Annotated in this window: 18 protein-coding genes and 2 tRNA genes; 13 read left to right on the top strand and 7 right to left on the bottom strand. The window is 61.8% G+C overall.

The window, feature by feature from the left end; translation table 11 throughout:
• Window positions 1–268: 268 nt before the first annotated feature.
• From NKI21_RS08395 to NKI21_RS08380, 4 genes are all read left to right on the top strand, one after another.
• On the top strand, window positions 269–757 hold the full coding sequence (locus NKI21_RS08395) for an Hsp20 family protein (protein WP_023812212.1): 489 nt from the start codon (window positions 269–271) through the stop codon (window positions 755–757).
• Between the two features lie 69 nt (window positions 758–826).
• Window positions 827–1282, top strand: coding sequence for a hypothetical protein (locus tag NKI21_RS08390; RefSeq protein ID WP_023812211.1), 456 nt, complete (start codon window positions 827–829; stop codon window positions 1280–1282).
• A gap of 44 nt (window positions 1283–1326) precedes the next feature.
• On the top strand, window positions 1327–1623 hold the full coding sequence (locus NKI21_RS08385; RefSeq protein WP_023812210.1) for a DUF982 domain-containing protein: 297 nt from the start codon (window positions 1327–1329) through the stop codon (window positions 1621–1623).
• Window positions 1624–1835: 212 nt separating this feature from the next.
• On the top strand, window positions 1836–2081 hold the full coding sequence (locus tag NKI21_RS08380; protein WP_023812209.1) for a hypothetical protein: 246 nt from the start codon (window positions 1836–1838) through the stop codon (window positions 2079–2081).
• A 381-nt stretch (window positions 2082–2462) separates the two neighbouring features.
• Here the strand turns inward: NKI21_RS08380 and NKI21_RS08375 are convergent, their stop codons facing one another.
• Together NKI21_RS08375 and NKI21_RS08370 are read right to left on the bottom strand one after the other, a co-directional pair.
• On the bottom strand, window positions 2463–2711 hold the full coding sequence (locus NKI21_RS08375) for a hypothetical protein (RefSeq protein WP_023812208.1): 249 nt from the start codon (window positions 2709–2711) through the stop codon (window positions 2463–2465).
• A gap of 443 nt (window positions 2712–3154) precedes the next feature.
• A tRNA-Asn gene (locus NKI21_RS08370) sits at window positions 3155–3229 on the bottom strand.
• A 223-nt stretch (window positions 3230–3452) separates the two neighbouring features.
• Between NKI21_RS08370 and NKI21_RS08365 the strand changes: the two genes are divergently transcribed.
• Window positions 3453–3710: a hypothetical protein gene (locus NKI21_RS08365; RefSeq protein ID WP_023812207.1), complete on the top strand. Its 258-nt coding sequence runs from the start codon at window positions 3453–3455 to the stop codon at window positions 3708–3710.
• Window positions 3711–3734: 24 nt separating this feature from the next.
• Here NKI21_RS08365 and NKI21_RS08360 read toward each other — a convergent pair whose 3' ends face one another.
• Window positions 3735–3938 carry a hypothetical protein gene (locus NKI21_RS08360; protein WP_128304002.1) on the bottom strand — a complete coding sequence of 68 codons (204 nt, stop codon included), beginning with the start codon at window positions 3936–3938 and terminating at the stop codon, window positions 3735–3737.
• A 220-nt stretch (window positions 3939–4158) separates the two neighbouring features.
• On the opposite strand from NKI21_RS08360, the gene NKI21_RS08355 reads away from it, so the two are divergent.
• The 8 genes from NKI21_RS08355 (at window position 4159) to NKI21_RS08320 (ending at window position 15058) form a co-directional block, all read left to right on the top strand.
• Window positions 4159–4232: transfer RNA gene (locus NKI21_RS08355), tRNA-Cys, on the top strand.
• 90 nt (window positions 4233–4322) lie between these two features.
• Window positions 4323–4991, top strand: coding sequence for a protein-L-isoaspartate O-methyltransferase family protein (locus NKI21_RS08350; RefSeq protein WP_023812205.1), 669 nt, complete (start codon window positions 4323–4325; stop codon window positions 4989–4991).
• Window positions 4992–5172: 181 nt separating this feature from the next.
• Complete coding sequence (locus NKI21_RS08345; RefSeq protein ID WP_023812204.1) at window positions 5173–6564, top strand: TolC family outer membrane protein; 1392 nt, start codon at window positions 5173–5175, stop codon at window positions 6562–6564.
• A 214-nt stretch (window positions 6565–6778) separates the two neighbouring features.
• Window positions 6779–7597, top strand: a complete 819-nt coding sequence (locus NKI21_RS08340) for a PopZ family protein (RefSeq protein ID WP_352865256.1) — start codon at window positions 6779–6781, stop codon at window positions 7595–7597.
• Between the two features lie 220 nt (window positions 7598–7817).
• Window positions 7818–10601 (top strand): valine--tRNA ligase, encoded by a 2784-nt coding sequence (locus NKI21_RS08335; RefSeq protein WP_128304004.1) that lies wholly within the window; start codon window positions 7818–7820, stop codon window positions 10599–10601.
• 357 nt (window positions 10602–10958) lie between these two features.
• A complete protein-coding gene (locus NKI21_RS08330; RefSeq protein WP_128304005.1) occupies window positions 10959–12179 on the top strand; it encodes an OmpP1/FadL family transporter in 1221 nt (406 codons plus the stop codon).
• Window positions 12180–12486: 307 nt separating this feature from the next.
• Complete coding sequence (gene ilvD / locus NKI21_RS08325) at window positions 12487–14211, top strand: dihydroxy-acid dehydratase (RefSeq protein WP_352865253.1); 1725 nt, start codon at window positions 12487–12489, stop codon at window positions 14209–14211.
• Window positions 14198–15058, top strand: a complete 861-nt coding sequence (locus NKI21_RS08320; protein WP_031213511.1) for a tetratricopeptide repeat protein — start codon at window positions 14198–14200, stop codon at window positions 15056–15058. The genes ilvD and NKI21_RS08320 overlap by 14 nt, the downstream gene beginning before the upstream one ends.
• A 49-nt stretch (window positions 15059–15107) precedes the next feature.
• Here NKI21_RS08320 and NKI21_RS08315 read toward each other — a convergent pair whose 3' ends face one another.
• The 4 genes from NKI21_RS08315 to erpA form a co-directional block, all read right to left on the bottom strand.
• Window positions 15108–15407 (bottom strand): hypothetical protein, encoded by a 300-nt coding sequence (locus tag NKI21_RS08315; RefSeq protein ID WP_352865250.1) that lies wholly within the window; start codon window positions 15405–15407, stop codon window positions 15108–15110.
• Between the two features lie 89 nt (window positions 15408–15496).
• Window positions 15497–16291 (bottom strand): exodeoxyribonuclease III, encoded by a 795-nt coding sequence (gene xth / locus NKI21_RS08310; protein ID WP_023812197.1) that lies wholly within the window; start codon window positions 16289–16291, stop codon window positions 15497–15499.
• 17 nt (window positions 16292–16308) lie between these two features.
• Entirely contained in the window at window positions 16309–16704 is a 396-nt protein-coding gene (locus NKI21_RS08305; RefSeq protein WP_128304007.1) for a VOC family protein, read from the bottom strand.
• 1 nt (window position 16705) lies between these two features.
• A complete protein-coding gene (gene erpA / locus NKI21_RS08300; protein WP_013531288.1) occupies window positions 16706–17053 on the bottom strand; it encodes an iron-sulfur cluster insertion protein ErpA in 348 nt (115 codons plus the stop codon).
• Between the last annotated feature and the right edge of the window lie 49 nt (window positions 17054–17102).

The raw sequence follows: 17102 nt of genomic DNA, 5'->3' as shown, positions 1-17102 counted from the left end.
CCGCCAACATCGCGCAGTGACCGCCAGCACGCAAGGCAGCGCCTTGGGCACCCGCTTCAGCGGACCTCGTACGGTGTGGCGGAATTCCCCGCCGAAGAGCATGGCTCGCTGGATCTGCCTGCCGGCCAGAAAATTTTTTACGCCCCTCTTGACGGAAAAAAACACGATTACCAGATCGTTTTCCGTCGAGGCTTCGGCTCGACATATTGGCGTCGCAGCGGCGCTGCGACAGCCTCGTAACCCATGTTGCTTCACGGAGGATATGGCTATGAGAAGCTTTGATTATACCCCTCTTTACCGCACAACGGTCGGCTTCGACCGTCTCTTCGATATGCTCGAGAAAAGCGGGCGCTCCGACTGGCCTCCCTACAATATCGAGAAGATTGGCGAGAACGACTATCGCATTACGATGGCTATCGCCGGCTTCGCTCTCGATGAAGTCGAACTCATACAGAACGGCCCCGAATTGTCTGTCATCGGCCAAAGGAAACCCGACCAGGAAAATCGGGAGGTCCTTCATCGCGGCTTGGCGACGAGCAACTTCAAGCAGGTGTTCAAACTTGCCGATCACGTAAAGGTCAAGGCGGCCAACCTCGAGAATGGCTTGCTGTCGGTGGACCTGATCCGCGAAGTGCCCAAGGAACTCAAGCCTCGGCGCATTGAGATAGGGTCCGAAGCCAAGGCGGTTTCGCTCGAGCAACCCGGCAAGAAGCAGTTGATCGATTCCGATGCGGAGCCTCAGCGCGAGGTCGCCTGATTCCCTGGAACCTAGATCTACGGTCCGCCTCCCGGTTCGGCCGGGAGGCACAGCTCGCGGAGAATGGAGATGAGAACCGAAGCTTACAGTTTTTACCAACCCGAACCGAAAAATCTTGCCGCGGAATCCGCTGAGTTGCGGACGCCAGATGACGTCCTGAACGAGGAGACGATGACAATCGGCGCAAAGCGGGCTTTGCTCGCTTTCTGGGCTTCCGACGTTCATGCGGTTCCTGACAATCCCGCGTTGCGGCAATTGGACAACGGCGCCATCGTGGAAGTCAGCGACATACTTCGCGCCCTCCACCTCCTGGACGAATCCGGGCGGGAACCGCGTATTTCAAAGATGCCGGGCACCGTCAGCCCGTCTTTCGACCGGCGCCGCAGGAAGAGCCGCCTCGGTTGGATGCGGCACCCCTGGCGAGATGACGACGATGATCCGCCGCCAATCCCGGCCATTGCAACGGTACCGCCTGGGCGTGGAGGTGGCGGCATGTTGGCCGAGCCGGAGCATGCAATCGCATGATGACCCGAACCAGCAACAACCCACCGTGCCGAATGGAGGATTACATGAGTGACAGGACGTTCGACCAACCGGTCCTGGTCAAGAATGGCGAGTTCATTCAAGAAATAGGGTGCCTCGACGACGCCTTTGACTTCTTTGACGAGTGGCCAAGGGAAAGGCGGGGTCCGATTTTCGAAACGGCCTTTCGAGCCTGCCAGCGTGCTTACGACGGCCAGGTTCCGCTGACGGTGGCGCGCGATGCCGTCGCCGGCTTCGCAAGATCCGTCAAGATCCTGCAGGACCCGCTTGCTCAGTTCCCTTGGATGGACACAAGGTCAGGTCGCGGTGGGATTACCGCTTAGCCTTGATAAAAGGGGCGGCGCTACCAGGACGGCTGGGCCTGCATCGTCGTTTTCACATCGCTGCAAGGTGAGCTGCCCTACCAGTTCACCTTGTAGCGGGGCGGCTCGATCTTTTGTTCGAACTCCCTGGTGCGGTTTTTGGCGACTGGCTAGGTCAGCCTCGCAACAGTCAACGCTAATATAATGTTCGAAGCGTCGCCACAGGAGGTTCAATGGTTTCCGCTATCGTAAGTCAACATCCGCATGTCCCGGAAAAACAAACGGCAGTGGGGAAGCCGCAAACCGGGGAAGGATTTTCGCCGGGCCGCAGCGCGGACGCCGTGGGACATCTGGCCAAAATCATGGTTGCCGCAGGCGGCGATATGGATGCTGGCGCGCAAGGCCGCGCGGCATCCAAGATCGCCAGGATGGACATCACGGTTCTGGCCGCACCACCCGTAGAAACACCAACAGAGTAAAATATGCTCGTTCGGGCGCCTCCGCGCCGTCATCAGCGGCATGCGCGGCTCTCGCAGATTACGCCACGGCTCTCAGCGGAGGCTCCGCCATCGTCCCCAGGCCGTCGCATTCCGCGCAGGCGCCCGTCTTTCCAGGGCAGCCACCCCGATGGGTTCCCTGCGGGCAGCAGTGCCCGTTTGACGCATACCACTTGGAGCAGTCGAAAACCCTGCCGCTGCCATGACAGCGCGGGCATTCCATATTCGATGAAATCATACTAATTCTTGCCCAACCCAAACGCACTCGCCCTACGTCGCAAGTAACAGGAATCATTGTGCTTTCAAGCACATTGCCCTGACTTAAATTGGGGGGATCGACGGATGGCCGGCATCGATGGCGAGCTATTGTTGCGCCGTAATTACGTTCCTCGTGAAGACCTTGCTCGCCACAAGCCGCGTTGGACATTGGCCGGCAACAATAGGTTGCGCCGCCTTGTCCCGTTCGTTCTCAATGGTGACGGCGACTGCGTCGCCGGGCTTCGCGTCGGCGGCCTGTGTGGCCGTGGACGCGAAGAGGACCGTCTGGGTGATGAGAGCCGAAAACGCGGCAACCTGGACCAGCACGGCGGCGAGGGCGATCTTCTTCAGCATGCGAGAAAACGCTCTTCGATGTTCCCGGTTCCCCACGCATTCAGGTTTTCTGCTCGCTACGGAACAAGAGACCGGCAGGGCGGTTAACTCGATTATGCCGAGCAAGATCAAAGAGCCACCATCGAAGCCCGCACCGGAGAAGATACCTGTGCAACGCCGGGACAAAGAAGTCCCGCCAGAGCTTAAGCATGTCGACCCGCCACCGCGAGATGTGCGAGAGGCACCGGCACCCAACCCGAACGGCGACAAGAGATGAGATCGCCGAGATCGAAGCAAGGCCTTATGCCTGCTCCCGCGAACCGTCCCGATGCCGCGGCGTCATCGACGGCGCTGGACAGCGGGGCCAGGTCAAGTTGAGAATCAACCTGCTGACCGCGATTTTGCAGACATGCCATAGATCAGCCCCTATGGGCGACCTGACCGTCTCAAGGCTTTGAAAAGATTGGCTCCCCGGGCCGGATTCGAACCAGCGACCAACCGGTTAACAGCCGGTTGCTCTACCACTGAGCTACCGGGGAACGGATGCTCTTATGTGAGTGGCGCAGCCTATAGCTGCCCTTTTCGGCTTTGCAAAGAAGCTTTTCACATTTTTCCGAGGCTTTTTCGCGCAGGCGTTTCTCGCAATCGTCGAAGGAAGCCCTCATATTAGCCGTCTTGGCGGGGATATGGAACCGAAAGCGCGGCGGCTGCTTTGGTTCAAGCATGCTTGCGAACAATCAAACGGGTCAATCTTTCGAGACGATGACAGCACAAGACAACCAGATGCCGGCGCGGAAAATCTCCGTTTTCGGGCGCGAGTTCAAAATGCCGCGCTCGCGCGGGCTCAGAATCACGATCGGCATCCTGCTGACCGTTGGCGGCGTCCTCGGTTTCCTGCCGATCCTCGGCTTCTGGATGGTTCCGCTCGGATTGCTGGTGCTGTCCTATGAATTCGCCATGGTTCGCCGTCACCGGCGTCGCTTTGTCGTCTGGTGGGAACGGCGTCGCCGGCCCGATTGACCGCCGATAGCGCAAGGCGGGTGTTCAGCGGGCGGCGTGCTCTTCCAGCGCCTCACGGATCTGCTTGAGAATCGCCGCGGCCGAGGCAAGCCTTGCCCTGTCATGCGGCGACAGGCTGTCCGCACCTTCGATGGACAGACGGTCGATTGCGTAATGCAGAGGCTCTCCGCATTGTGGCAGGGACAGGCCGGACGAGGCACTTGTATTTGCTGCCACTGTCCGGTGCATGGCTCTTCCTCCTGCCATGTCCAACGCACGGCCGCCGATGAGTTTCTTCTCCGGGCAGGCTATGCTTAATTGTCCGCTAATGGAGCGGTCAGGCCCGATCCGACGATTTGCCGGGTGCCGTCCGGACTGACGCGAGGAAACCGTTCGGAATGCACGGTGGCCGCTTGACGTCATTTTCGCCGCAACCTATTGGAACCGGGTGGAACGCCGGGAGCAATGAGGCCTCGTGGCGGAGTGGTTACGCAGAGGACTGCAAATCCTTGCACCCCGGTTCGATTCCGGGCGAGGCCTCCAATGCCCGGGCCCCCGCGCGGCAGCGCAGGGGCCTGAAGTTCCTGACACAATGGACCGCGGTTCTGGCGCGGCAAGCGGATTGGTTGGGACATGAGCGCTGATTTCTCCGAACTACGCGTCAAGATGGTCGACGGCCAGGTCCGCACCACCGATGTGACCAGCGCGCCGCTGCTCGATGCAATGCTTGTCGTCCCAAGAGAGATGTTTGTCGGCGCCGCCCAGCGCGATCTGGCCTATATCGACGAGGACATCCGCATTGCCGCCGGCGCGGACGGCGCGCGCTACCTGATGGAAGCATCGCCGTTGGCCAAGCTTATCCAGCTGGCGGAGATCAACCCGACCGATTCGGCGCTCGATGTCGGTTGCGGAACCGGCTACGCCTCGGCCATCCTGTCGCGACTGGCCAGGTCCGTGGTGGCGCTCGAAAGTGATTCGGCGCTGGCGGAAACCGCCAGATCGACGCTTTCGTCGCTGGGCTGCGGCAATGTGACCGTCGTCCAGGGCGCGTTGCCGCAGGGGCATGCCGCTAAGGCGCCTTATAACGTCATCTTCGTCGGTGGCAGCGTCGCGGAAGTGCCGGTGGCGCTGCTGGACCAACTCGCCGAAGGCGGCCGCCTTGTCGCCGTCGAAGGGCAGGGCAATTCCGGCGTGGCCCGTCTCTTTTTCAAGGCCGGGGGGGTTGTAACCGGAAGACGTGCATTTAATGCGGCAATTAAGCCACTACCGGGGTTTGAACGCATTCGTGCTTTCGAATTCTGAATGATTTGGCCTTGCAGGAGAGGCTGTGTCATGGTCGCTTGCATTTGAACGATCGCTGCGGATCCCAGACTGGGGGCACTTTGGGGTGAGCAGCAGGGAACATCGAACACGCGGCGCCGGCTGATCTATGAGAGAAGCAGGCGCGGCGCGGTTCCCATGGAAAACGAATGAGGGTTTAACCGTGCCGTCTTTACGCAAGTCACTTTTCACCGCCGTCCTCGTTTCGGCGACCATGCTGTCCCCACTGGCGGCTTCAGCCGAAAGCATCTCCGGCGCGCTTGCAAAGGCCTATCAGTACAATTCTTCGCTGAATGCATCCCGCGCCGGCGTTCGTGTCACCGACGAGGGTGTCGCCATCGCCAAGTCGGGCTACCGCCCGATTGTCACCGGCTCGGCGGATATTGATTATTCGAGCAGCCATCTCAATGGCACCAATTCAAGCGTGAGGCTGACCACCGGAAATTTTGGCGTCCAGATAAACCAGATGCTGTTCGATGGCTTTCAGACCAGGAACAATGTCGCTGCCGCCGAAGCGCAGGTCCGCGCTTCCGTCGAAAGCCTGCGCAACACCGAAGAGGGTATCCTGTTCAGCGCGGCCCAAGCCTATATGAACGTGATTCGCGACCGGCAGGTCGCCGTGCTGACTGAGCAGAACCTTCAGTTCCTGACCGAAACGGCGCGCGCGGCGCGTTCGCGTTTCGAAGTTGGCGAAGGCACGCGCACCGATGTCGCCCAGGCCGATGCTTCGCGGGCCGCCGCCGTGGCATCGCTGAGTGCCGCCCGGGCGCAGGCGCTGGCAAGTGCGGCGATCTACCGCCAGATCGTCGGCGACGAGCCGGGCAAGCTCAAGGGCGCTTCGCCGGTGGCAAAGCTGTTGCCGTCGAGCCTCGCCGCCGCCGTCGGGGTGGCCTCGAACGAGCATCCGGCCATCCTTGCCACGCAGCATCTGGTCGACGCGGCCGCGTTTTCGGTGAAGTCGGCCGAAGGCGCGCTGTTGCCGCAGCTGTCGGCTTCCGCCGGCGTTTCGAGCGCCTATCGCAATACCTCGCCTTTGCCGGGCGTCGGTTCGCAGGATGGCACGACCAATTCGGCCAGTGTCGGGGCAACGCTGACCATCCCGATCTATTCGGGTGGCCGCACCTCGGCGATCGTGCGCCAGGACAAGGAATCGCTCAGCCAGGCCCGCATCCAGGTCGACGTCAGCCGCGACCAGGTGCGCCAGGCCGTCACCGCCGCCTGGACCGAGTACACCGCCGCGCAGCAGCAGCTGACGGCCAACAGGCAGGTGATCGAGGCCGCGAAGCTGGCACTGAACGGTGTCATCGAAGAGCGCAATGTCGGCCAGCGCACCACGCTCGACGTCCTCAACGCGCAGGCGACGGTCATCACCGCCCAGATCAACCAGGCCGGTTACGAACATGATGTGGTGGTGGCGAGCTACGCCATCCTGCAGGCGACCGGCCGTCTGTCCGTCGACCGCCTTGGCTTGCAGGTAGCGAAATACAAGCCTGAAGAGCATTACAACGCGGTCAAGGACAAGTGGTACGGCCTGCGAACGCCGGACGGCCGCTGAAGCGTTCGGCCAGGACTGGCCGTGCTCCTCGTTTGAGCAGGATCTTTCGTACTGCGCTCTCGGGTTCAGATCGCGCTAATCTGTTGAAATCCCACAAGTCCCCAGATTGGGGATTCTCGTGCGGCGATCCGTCGGTTACGCTGTCGCCATGATTCGATCCGGCTCTGCCGGATCGGAAAACCCAACAGGGGTCACAAGGGCGGCGGATGTGACGATGGCAACGGCAAGCAGCGCACAGCGCGAACCTTCCATGGAAGAGATACTGGCTTCCATCAGGCGGATCATCGAGGACAGCGACGGCGGCCGCAAGCAGCCGGGCGACGCCGATGAGTTGAGCCAGGATCTGGAGCGCGCGTCGAGCGCCTATGCAGCCCCCGACGTGGAAGCATTCCGTGCCGACCTGCATGCCGCCCCCGAGGGCAGGAAGCCGGTCACGCTGGCGGAAGTCCAGGCACAGTTGCCGGCGGCCGAGCCGGTGGTCGCACGCATGGAAACGCCGGTGCGCCCCGATCCCAGCCCGGCAAAGCCATCGATGACACTTGCCGAGGTCAGCGCCCGCGTCGCCGCCGAGCCAATCACGGTTGAAGCGCCGGGATCGCGTCCTGTCGCCGACGCTTCCATCGCCGATTGGCGTCGCGAGATCGCCGCGGTCGGTGAGCAGGCGAGGGCGGTGTCGGACCGGAGCGAAGCCCCCAAGACCGCTGCCCAGCCGTCCGTGGAGACTCCAAGTGACGAACCGACCGCGAAAGCAGCCGTCGAGCCGTCTCGTCCGGATGCAAGCGTGGTGCGACCGGTGGCGGCCAGCGACGCGCCGCGTCCGGCGATCGTTTCCGAGCACACCGGCCGGCAGGTCGCGGCTGCCTTTGGCGAGCTTTCCGACGCGTTTGCCAGCCGCAGCAAGAAGACATTCGACGAAATGGCCGAAGAGATGCTGCGGCCGATGCTGCAGGATTGGCTCGACAACAATCTGCCGACACTGGTCGAAAGGCTGGTGCGCGAGGAGATCGAGCGCGTGGCGCGCGGGGCGCAGTAGTTCCCCATGCCGATCACCAAAGGAAACGGCGCCCTCGTGGCGCCGTTTCCTTTGGTGAGGTCAGCTTGTTGGCAGGACGACGGATCGCTTTCCGTTGAAATGACCAAGGCCGCGCCTATCTGGTTGTGAGGGTCCGAGACAGCCCTTGCGGTTGACTTGGTCAAAGCCTTCCGATTTACAGCGGACCAGCAAAACTCCCGACAGCGCGGACCATTTTCCCATGCTTGAAAAGACCTACGACGCCAAAACCGTCGAGCCGAAGATCGCCAAAGTCTGGGAAGAGGCCGACGCGTTTCGCGCCGGTGCCGGGGCCGAGGAGGGGGCGGAAGCCTTCACCATCGTCATCCCGCCGCCGAACGTCACCGGCTCGCTGCATATGGGACACGCGCTCAACAACACGCTGCAGGATATACTGGTGCGCTTCGAGCGCATGCGCGGCAAGAATGTCCTGTGGCAGCCGGGCATGGACCATGCCGGTATCGCCACGCAGATGGTGGTCGAGCGGCAGCTGATGGAAAAGCAGATCCATCGCCGCGACCTGACCCGCGAGCAGTTCATCGAGAAAGTGTGGGAGTGGAAGGCCGAATCCGGCGGCGCGATCTTCAACCAGTTAAAGCGGCTCGGCGCCTCGGCCGATTGGTCACGCGAACGCTTCACCATGGACGAAGGCCTGTCCAAGGCCGTGCTCGAAGTGTTCGTCACGCTCTACAAGGAAGGGCTGATCTACAAGGATAAGCGCCTTGTGAACTGGGATCCCAAGCTGCTCACCGCGATCTCCGATCTCGAGGTCGAGCAGCAGGAGGTCAACGGCAATCTCTGGCACTTCCGCTACCCCGTAGAGGGCCAGGTCTTCGACCCGGAAAACCCAACAACCTTCATCACCGTGGCGACGACGCGCCCGGAGACGATGCTGGGCGATACGGCCGTCGCCGTGCACCCTGACGACGAGCGCTTCCGGCATCTGGTCGGCAAGAACATCGTCCTGCCGATCGTCGGTCGCAGGATTCCTGTGGTGGCGGACGAGTACTCCGATCCGGAAAAGGGTTCGGGCGCGGTCAAGATCACGCCCGCGCACGATTTCAACGACTTCGAGGTCGGCAAGCGCCACAAGCTGCCGGCGATCAGCATCCTGACCACGGAGGCGGCGGTAAGTCTCAGGGATAATGAGGATTTCCTTGCCGGCCTCGAGGTGACGCCGGAGCGCCAAATTGTCTGGGACGAACTCGACGGCCTCGACCGCTTCGTCGCGCGCAAGAAGATCGTCGAGCTGATGGAAGAGGGCGGCTTCCTCGAAAAGGTCGAGCCGCATCGCCACGCCGTCCCGCATGGCGATCGCGGGGGCGTGCCGATCGAGCCGTTCCTGACCGAGCAATGGTATGCCAATGCGGCGGAACTGGCCAAGCCAGCGATCGCTTCGGTGCGCGAGGGGCGCACCAAGATCATACCCGGGAATTGGGAAAAGACTTATTTCCAGTGGATGGAAAATATCGAACCCTGGTGCATCTCACGCCAACTGTGGTGGGGTCATCAGATCCCGGCATGGTACGGGCCGGATGGGCGCGTCTTCGTCGAGAAGACCGAGGAAGAGGCGCTCGGCGCCGCGATCGAATACTACCTGGCTCTGGAAGGACCCTGGAAGGGCTGGGTCGAGGACAAGTTGGAGAATTTCCAGCCGGGCGAGATCCTGACCCGCGACGAGGATGTACTCGACACCTGGTTTTCGTCGGCGCTGTGGCCGTTCTCGACATTGGGATGGCCTGATGAGACGCCGGAGCTGAAGACCTACTACCAAACCGACGTGCTGGTGACCGGCTTCGACCTCATCTTCTTCTGGGTTGCCCGTATGATGATGATGGGCCTGCACTTCATGGACGAGGAGCCGTTCCACACCGTCTACATGCACGCGTTGGTGCGCGACAAGAACGGGCAGAAGATGTCGAAGTCGAAAGGCAACGTCGTCGACCCCCTCGACCTGATCGACGAATACGGGGCCGATGCGCTGCGCTTCACCCTGACGGTGATGGCGGCGCAAGGCCGCGACGTGAAGCTCGACCCGGCGCGCATCGCCGGCTATCGCAATTTCGGCACCAAGCTGTGGAACGCCACGCGCTTCGCCGAAATGAACGAGGTCGCGCGCAATGACGAGTTCTGGCTGAATGACGCGAAGCTGGCGGTCAACCGCTGGATCCTGACCGAACTGACGCGCGCGGCGCGCGAAATCACGGACGGCATCACCTCATACCGCTTCAACGAGGCGGCGGGTGCCGCCTACCGCTTCGTCTGGAACCTGTTCTGCGACTGGTATCTGGAATTGCTGAAGCCGGTGTTCATGGGCGCCGACGAGGCGGCCAAGGCCGAAAGCCGCGCCTGCGTCGCCTTCGTACTCGACGAGATCTACAAGCTGCTGCACCCGATGATGCCGTTCATGACCGAGGAACTGTGGGCGCAGACCGCTGGCGAAGGCAAGCAACGCCTCTCGCTGCTGTGTCATGCGGCATGGCCGTCACCGGATTTCGAAGACGCCGAGGCCGCAGCGGACATCAATTGGCTGGTCGAACTCGTCTCCGGCATTCGCTCCGTGCGTTCGGAGATGAACGTGCCGCCGGCAGCCATTGCACCGCTCGTCGTGGTCGGCGCCAATAATGTGACACGCGAGCGCCTCGTTCGCGAGGATTCGGCGATCAAGCGGCTGGCGCGGGTCGGCGACATCTCGCTTGCCGATGTCGCGCCCAAGGGCTCGGCGCAGATCGTGCTCAATGAGGCGACGGTCTGCCTGCCGCTTGGCAGCCTGATCGACCTCGCCGCCGAGGCGGCACGGCTGCAGAAGGAACTGGCCAAGGTGACCGAGGAGATCGCGCGCCTGCACAAGAAACTGTCGAACGAAAGGTTCGTCGCCAGCGCGCCGGCCGAGATCGTCGATGCCGAGCGTGAAAAGCTCGCCGAATACCGCGATGCGCAGGGCAAGCTGTCGGTCGCGTTGGCCAGGGTTCGCGACGCCGGCTAAGGATAGATTCGCGAGACTTTAGCCCTCTCTAAACTGCTGGTTTTCCGCCTCGAAAATCAGCATGCCGTTGCGTTAATTTTGACGTAAACGGAAGTTTTAGCCCCATTGTTGCCATAATGTAACAATGGGGCTCCCGGACCGCAAAAAATGCTGTTTTCGAACCTTTTTGGATGGGTTTCCTCTGTTTTTTGGAAGCAGATCCGCCATCACGGACCGTTTTCGGCCTTGCCGCATCCGGTTGCATTTCCTCGAAAATGCGCCTGGCGAATGTGTACATGTACGCTCTTGAATTCGTTGTTGCACCGTTAACCCGAATTGGTTCTAGCTTGATGCACTCGAATTCGGGGAGGACATTTCATGACTATTCTGCGACTGAAAGCGCTGCTTGGGGCGGGCTGCTTTTCGCTGGCTTTGATCGGGACGGCGATGAACCCGGCACATGCCGGCGGCCTGGAGCGTGCTGGCTACGATATCGACCTGTTGTTTGATCCGGCTCCGTTCGCGACCGAAGCGGAAGCGACCTATGTGATGCCGGACCGCAAGTACAAGAATGCGCGCGGCCCGGGCGGAGCCGATCTCGGTTTGGGCACCTCGGCCGACGGAGCCGAGGGCTATTGGGTTCCACGCATTGGAGCCAAGGTCCAGGTCGTGCAAGGCGTGGATTGCATGGTCGATTATTCGCAGCCCTGGGGTGCACATACCGCGCCGGGAAATGCGTGGAACGGCGCGTTTTCGAATATCGAAACCGACATCAAGAGCGACAACTACGCGGCTACCTGCTCCTACAAGATGGACGCCGGCAAAGGCCAGCTTCGGTTCATAGGCGGTGTTTTCTACCAGAAGATCTATGGCTTCAAGGAGAACTACACAGATATTGGCTTCGGCACGATGGTCGGTCGTGTCGATCTGGAGGCCGATGGCTGGGGCTGGCGTGCGGGCGTCGCTTATGAAATTCCAGATATCGCGCTGCGCGCCAGCCTTGTCTACAATTCGCAAGTGAAGCTCGACAATATCTCTGGTACTCTGAACATCGGCGGCGTCGTCTCTGTACCGATTTATGGTGCGACGGAGTCAATGCCGGATTCGCTCGAATTGAAACTGCAGTCGGGCATCGCACCTGGCTGGCTCGCTTTCGGTTCGATCAAGTGGGTCAATTGGAGCGTCCTGCAAAGCGTTCCGATCTGTGCCCAGGGTACACCCTCCTCATTCTGCGTCACGAATGGTCTGGGCCAACTAACTTCACTCGACCTGATGTATCGTGATGGCTGGACTGTCACGGGCGGTATCGGTCACAAGTTCAATGATCAGTGGAGTGCCGCTGGGCAGCTTTCCTGGGATCGTGGCACGTCGCATGGCTATGGTGCACAGACCGATACCTGGACGCTGGGTGGTGGCGTTGCCTATACGCCCAGGCCGAATATCGAGGTTCGTCTGGCAGGTGCGGTCGGTGTGCTGACCAGCGGCCATTCAGGGGAGTTGGCTGGCGAGAACGGCTATATCGCGGGCACCGATGACAGCTATGACTTCGGCAACGATCTGGTCACGGCAATTTCCGGCGGTATCAAGATCAAGTTCTAAGCAACTGAAAATTCTAAGCAAAAGGCCGGGCGTTGCTCGGCCTTTTTCGTTTGAGCCGGCATCGCCCGTGCGCCCCGTATCCAAGCTGCGTTGCATATTAGCCGCACCTCTTTCGCCCCGTGCGATTGTGACGTTTTGGCAACACTTTCTGAACAACCCCTGCGCTGGAAGCCGGGCTGAGGAAATTGCCCATTTCCCGCCATAAACCCGGCGCACCTCGATCTTGTCTCGGGACACGCGCCAAAAGGCTCGGCGAGGGGGCAGGCCGCTCCGCCCCATTTGCAGGGAAGATGGGGCAAGGAAGAGTATGGACGCCAAAGTCATCTCCAAGGCTAAGCTCCCCAGCCGCCATGTGACCGTCGGTCCGGCGCGTGCGCCGCATCGTTCCTATCTCTATGCGATGGGTTTGTCGGCGGCCGAGATTGCGCAGCCGCTGGTCGGGGTCGCCTCCTGCTGGAACGAGGCGGCGCCCTGCAACATCTCGCTGATGCGCCAGGCGCAGGTGGTCAAGAAGGGCGTCGCTGCGGCCAGCGGCACGCCGCGCGAATTCTGCACCATCACCGTCACCGACGGCATCGCCATGGGTCACCAGGGCATGAAGTCATCGCTGGTGTCGCGCGAGGTCATCGCCGATTCGGTCGAACTCACCATGCGCGGCCATTGCTACGACGCGCTGGTCGGGCTGGCCGGCTGCGACAAGTCGCTGCCCGGCATGATGATGGCCATGGTGCGGCTCAACGTGCCGTCGATCTTCATCTATGGCGGTTCGATCCTGCCCGGCAGCTATCGCGGCCGCCAGATCACCGTGCAGGATGTTTTCGAGGCGGTCGGCCAGCACTCGGTCGGCACGATCAGCGACGACGAACTGCTTGAGATCGAGCAGGTCGCGTGTCCCTCGGCCGGTTCCTGCGGCGCCCAGTTCACCGCCAACACCATGGCCACCGTCGCCGAGGCGATCGGCCTGGCGCTGCCCTATTCCTGCGGCGCGCCGGCTCCCTATGAAATGCGCGACCGGTTCAATTTCGCCTCCGGCGAAAAGATCATGGAACTGATCGCGAAAAACATCCGGCCGCGCGACATCGTCACGCTGAAGGCGCTGGAGAATGCGGCGACCGTGGTCTCGGCCACCGGCGGTTCGACCAACGCGGCACTGCATCTGCCGGCGATCGCCCACGAGGCCGGCATCAAGTTCGACCTGTTCGACGTGGCCAAGATCTTCGAGAAGACGCCTTACATCGCCGACCTCAAGCCGGGCGGCAAATATGTCGCCAAGGACATGTTCGAGGCCGGCGGCATTCCGCTGCTGATGAAGACGCTGCTCGACCACGGCTATCTGCATGGCGACTGCATGACCGTGACTGGCCGCACTTTGGCCGAAAACATGCAGCACGTTGTCTGGAATGAGCATCAGGACGTGGTCCGCCCGGCCAACACACCCATTACCCAAACCGGCGGTGTCGTGGGCTTGAAGGGAAACCTTGCCCCCGAAGGCGCGATCGTGAAGGTCGCGGGCATGGCGGAGTTGAAGTTCTCCGGCCCGGCACGCTGCTTCGATTCGGAAGAGGAATGTTTCGAGGCGGTGACGCAGCGCAACTACAGGGAAGGCGAAGTTCTCGTCATCCGCTACGAGGGGCCGCGCGGCGGCCCCGGCATGCGCGAGATGCTGTCGACGACGGCAGCACTTTACGGCCAGGGCATGGGCGGCAAGGTGGCGCTGATCACCGACGGGCGCTTCTCGGGCGCGACGCGCGGTTTCTGCATCGGCCATGTCGGCCCCGAAGCAGCCGTAGGCGGCCCGATCGGACTGCTCAGGGATGGTGACGTGATCTCGATCGACGCTGTGAACGGCACGATCGACGTGGCGTTGTCCGATAGCGAACTGGCGGCGAGGGCAAAGAATTGGAAGGCGCGCGCGACCGATTATCAGTCGGGCGCGATATGGAAATATGCACAGACGGTAGGGCCGGCGCGCGATGGCGCGGTGACCCATCCAGGCGGTGCGAAAGAAACACACTGTTATGCGGACATCTGAGTTGTTGAAGTCAACACCAGAGTTGTTGAGGTCGTCTGTCTTTTCGGCACTGGTCGTGATCGCCACTTTTGGCGCGACCTTTGGCGCCGTGGGCCAGGCCATGGCCTTCGACGACAAGGTGTTCGACGACAAGACCGGGGTGAAGCCGCAATCCAGCCCATGGGCGGTCTTCCAGTTCGGCTTCTCCGCCTACAAGAACGGCCACAAGGAACAGGCTGCCGAGGCCTACAAATACGCTGCCGAAAACGGCCAGATCGGTGCCACCTGGAAGCTTGCCCGCATGTATGCCGAGGGCGACGGCGTGGCGCGTGACGACTACGAGGCGTTCAAGTTCTTCTCCGAGATCGTCGATCAGGACGTCGAGCCCGGCTCGCCTGAGGAAAGCTATGTCTCCGACGCGCTGGTGGCGCTTGGCGACTATTTGCGCACGGGCATTCCCGGCAGCCCGGTCGCCGAGAACGAGGTGGCGGCCCAGGAATATTACATGCGCGCCGCCGCCAACTACCGCAATCCGAACGCGCAGTTCGAAATGGGGCAGATGTTCCTGAAGGGCGAGGGCGGCGTGAAGGCCAGCGTCAAGCAGGCCGGGCGCTGGTTCCAACTCGCCGCCGAGAAAGGCCATGCCGGCGCCCAAGCGACACTGGGCCATTTGTTGTTCCAGAGCGGCAAGATCGTTCGCGGCCTGGCGATGATGACGGCAGCGCTCGAACGCGCTTCACCGGCTGACCAGCCCTGGATCCGCGGCATGCAGGAAGAGGCATTTGCCACCGCCGGCGAGGCCGACCGCCGTACCGCCATCTCGCTGGCCGATGATATCCTCACCAAGGGCAACAACGCGGACCAGTAGTCTCGCGGCCGCGTCAGCTTCACCAGCAGCACTCGATTTTCGGCCGTGATCAGTTCACGATCGGCTCCGTCGGCACCATGCTGGGCGCCGGCGTCGAGATCGGCGTGACATGGGGTTGTGGCGCCAGCGTGTTTTCCGGGCAGCTATCCCCGATCTTCGTCCACGATGTGTTGTTGAGCACCATGTCGCAGCGAGCCAGATGGCTCCGGTCGGCAAGCGTCAGGCAGGCGACCTGGCCAAGCTGGTAGGATTTTCCATTGGCCAGGCATTCCTGGTCGGCAAATGCCGCACCGGGAGCGGCCATGGCAAATGCCAGGCCGATCGGACAAAGATGAAATCGTGTGCTCATGGAACCCCAGCCGCCATGCTGGCCCGCAATGAGCGGCGCGAAATGTGGCGATATGAGGTCCAGCGCAGACGTGCCCGGCGAGGGTTCTCTCAGGCCGGCTGAAGTGCGAGATCGATCGCCACCGGCACGTGATCGGACGGTTTTTCCCAGGCGCGCACGTGCTTTTCGATCGACGCGGAAGAAAACCGGTTGGCGGCTTCCGGCGACAAAAGCAGGTGGTCGATGCGGATGCCGTTGTTCTTCTGCCACGCGCCGGCTTGATAGTCCCAGAATGTGTAGGTGTCGGGTGCGTCGGTGACCGCGCGCACCGCCTCGGTGAAACCAAGGTTGAGCAGCCGCCGGAAGGATTGTCGCGTCTGCGGCTGGAACAGCGCGTCGCCCAGCCAGTTCTCCGGAAACCGCGCGTCGATCCGCTCGGGAATCACGTTGTAGTCGCCGGCGAGCACCAGAGCCTCCTCCAGTCTCAGCCGTTCTTCGGCCCAGCGCTCCAGCCGCGCCATCCAGGACAGCTTGTAAGGAAACTTCTTCTCGTCATCGATCGGATTGCCGTTCGGCAGATAGAGCGAGGCGACGCGCAACGCGCCCTTGTCAGTCGAGAAAACCCCTTCGATGAAACGCGCCTGTTCATCGGCATCGTCGCCGGGCAGGCCTCGGATCACCTCGTCGAAGCGCAGCTTCGACAACAGGGCGACGCCGTTGAAACCCTTTTGGCCGTGGGTTTCGACATTGTAGCCAAGCGCCTCGATCTCGGCGCGCGGGAATTGCTCGTCGACCGACTTGATCTCCTGCAGGCAGACGATGTCGGGTGCGCTCTCGGTCAGCCAATGGGTGAGGTTGCCAATGCGGGCGCGGACACCGTTGATGTTCCAGGTGACGATTTTCATGGCGGTCTCGATGCTGTTCAGTTGGATTCTTGCGGCGGATGGCGTTCGACGAGGCCAATCGTATTGCCAGCCGGGTCCTTTAGGAAGGCCATCCATTCGCTTTCCCCCGCTGGACCGAACTGGCCCTCTGTGTCGCGATGGACAAGTGTTGGCGGCGCGGTGAAGGGTACGCCTGCCGCGACCGCAGAGGCATGGAAGTCATCGAGGCCCGATATGTCGAGATAGACGGTTCCGGCCGGTATGCCGTCGGTGAACAGCAGCCTGATATCGCCGGCCATGATGAAGGCGATGCCCGGCGGGTCGAAGCGCGCATGAACCGCCATGCCGAGCACGTCGCGCCAGAAAGCCAGCGTGGCGTCGAGATCACGGCCAGCCGACAGCGCGATCTGACGGACCGCACCGATAGCAGGCATTCTATATGGAGAAACTCGTGCCGCAGCCGCAGGAGGCGACGGCGTTCGGATTGCGGATCTGGAACGACTGGCCCATCAGATCGTCGACGAAATCGATCACAGAGCCGCCCATATAGACCAGCGACAGATCGTCGATCAGCACGGTGGCACCGTCCTTCTCGATGGCGACGTCGTCGTCATTGCGCGTATCGACCAGATCGAACTTGTAGGAGAAGCCCGAGCAGCCGCCGCCTTCGACCGACACGCGCAGCGCCGTCTTGCCGGCCTCGTTCGAGACAATCCTGGCGATCCGCTTGGCGGCGGCCTCGGTCATATCGACTTTCATGGCAGTCTTGGCATCAGCGCCCATGGGCGTCACCTTGCTTTCGGTTTCACATGATAGGTATGAAGCGCGAGGG

Source organism: Mesorhizobium sp. M0715 (genome assembly GCF_040320355.1).
Classification (GTDB): domain Bacteria; phylum Pseudomonadota; class Alphaproteobacteria; order Rhizobiales; family Rhizobiaceae; genus Mesorhizobium.
This window is presented reverse-complemented; position numbering and strand designations above follow the sequence as displayed.

Bases quoted from the DNA above. Each gene is read 5' to 3' on its own strand.
- NKI21_RS08395 (WP_023812212.1), top strand. From the start codon at position 269: ATGAGAAGCTTTGATTATACCCCTCTTTACCGCACAACGGTCGGCTTC.
- NKI21_RS08390 (WP_023812211.1), top strand. From the start codon at position 827: ATGAGAACCGAAGCTTACAGTTTTTACCAACCCGAACCGAAAAATCTT.
- NKI21_RS08385 (WP_023812210.1), top strand. From the start codon at position 1,327: ATGAGTGACAGGACGTTCGACCAACCGGTCCTGGTCAAGAATGGCGAG.
- NKI21_RS08380 (WP_023812209.1), top strand. From the start codon at position 1,836: ATGGTTTCCGCTATCGTAAGTCAACATCCGCATGTCCCGGAAAAACAA.
- NKI21_RS08375 (WP_023812208.1), bottom strand. From the start codon at position 2,711: ATGCTGAAGAAGATCGCCCTCGCCGCCGTGCTGGTCCAGGTTGCCGCG.
- NKI21_RS08365 (WP_023812207.1), top strand. From the start codon at position 3,453: ATGACAGCACAAGACAACCAGATGCCGGCGCGGAAAATCTCCGTTTTC.
- NKI21_RS08360 (WP_128304002.1), bottom strand. From the start codon at position 3,938: ATGCACCGGACAGTGGCAGCAAATACAAGTGCCTCGTCCGGCCTGTCC.
- NKI21_RS08350 (WP_023812205.1), top strand. From the start codon at position 4,323: ATGAGCGCTGATTTCTCCGAACTACGCGTCAAGATGGTCGACGGCCAG.
- NKI21_RS08340 (WP_352865256.1), top strand. From the start codon at position 6,779: ATGGCAACGGCAAGCAGCGCACAGCGCGAACCTTCCATGGAAGAGATA.
- NKI21_RS08335 (WP_128304004.1), top strand. From the start codon at position 7,818: ATGCTTGAAAAGACCTACGACGCCAAAACCGTCGAGCCGAAGATCGCC.
- NKI21_RS08330 (WP_128304005.1), top strand. From the start codon at position 10,959: ATGACTATTCTGCGACTGAAAGCGCTGCTTGGGGCGGGCTGCTTTTCG.
- ilvD (WP_352865253.1), top strand. From the start codon at position 12,487: ATGGACGCCAAAGTCATCTCCAAGGCTAAGCTCCCCAGCCGCCATGTG.
- NKI21_RS08320 (WP_031213511.1), top strand. From the start codon at position 14,198: ATGCGGACATCTGAGTTGTTGAAGTCAACACCAGAGTTGTTGAGGTCG.
- NKI21_RS08315 (WP_352865250.1), bottom strand. From the start codon at position 15,407: ATGAGCACACGATTTCATCTTTGTCCGATCGGCCTGGCATTTGCCATG.
- xth (WP_023812197.1), bottom strand. From the start codon at position 16,291: ATGAAAATCGTCACCTGGAACATCAACGGTGTCCGCGCCCGCATTGGC.
- NKI21_RS08305 (WP_128304007.1), bottom strand. From the start codon at position 16,704: ATGCCTGCTATCGGTGCGGTCCGTCAGATCGCGCTGTCGGCTGGCCGT.
- erpA (WP_013531288.1), bottom strand. From the start codon at position 17,053: ATGGGCGCTGATGCCAAGACTGCCATGAAAGTCGATATGACCGAGGCC.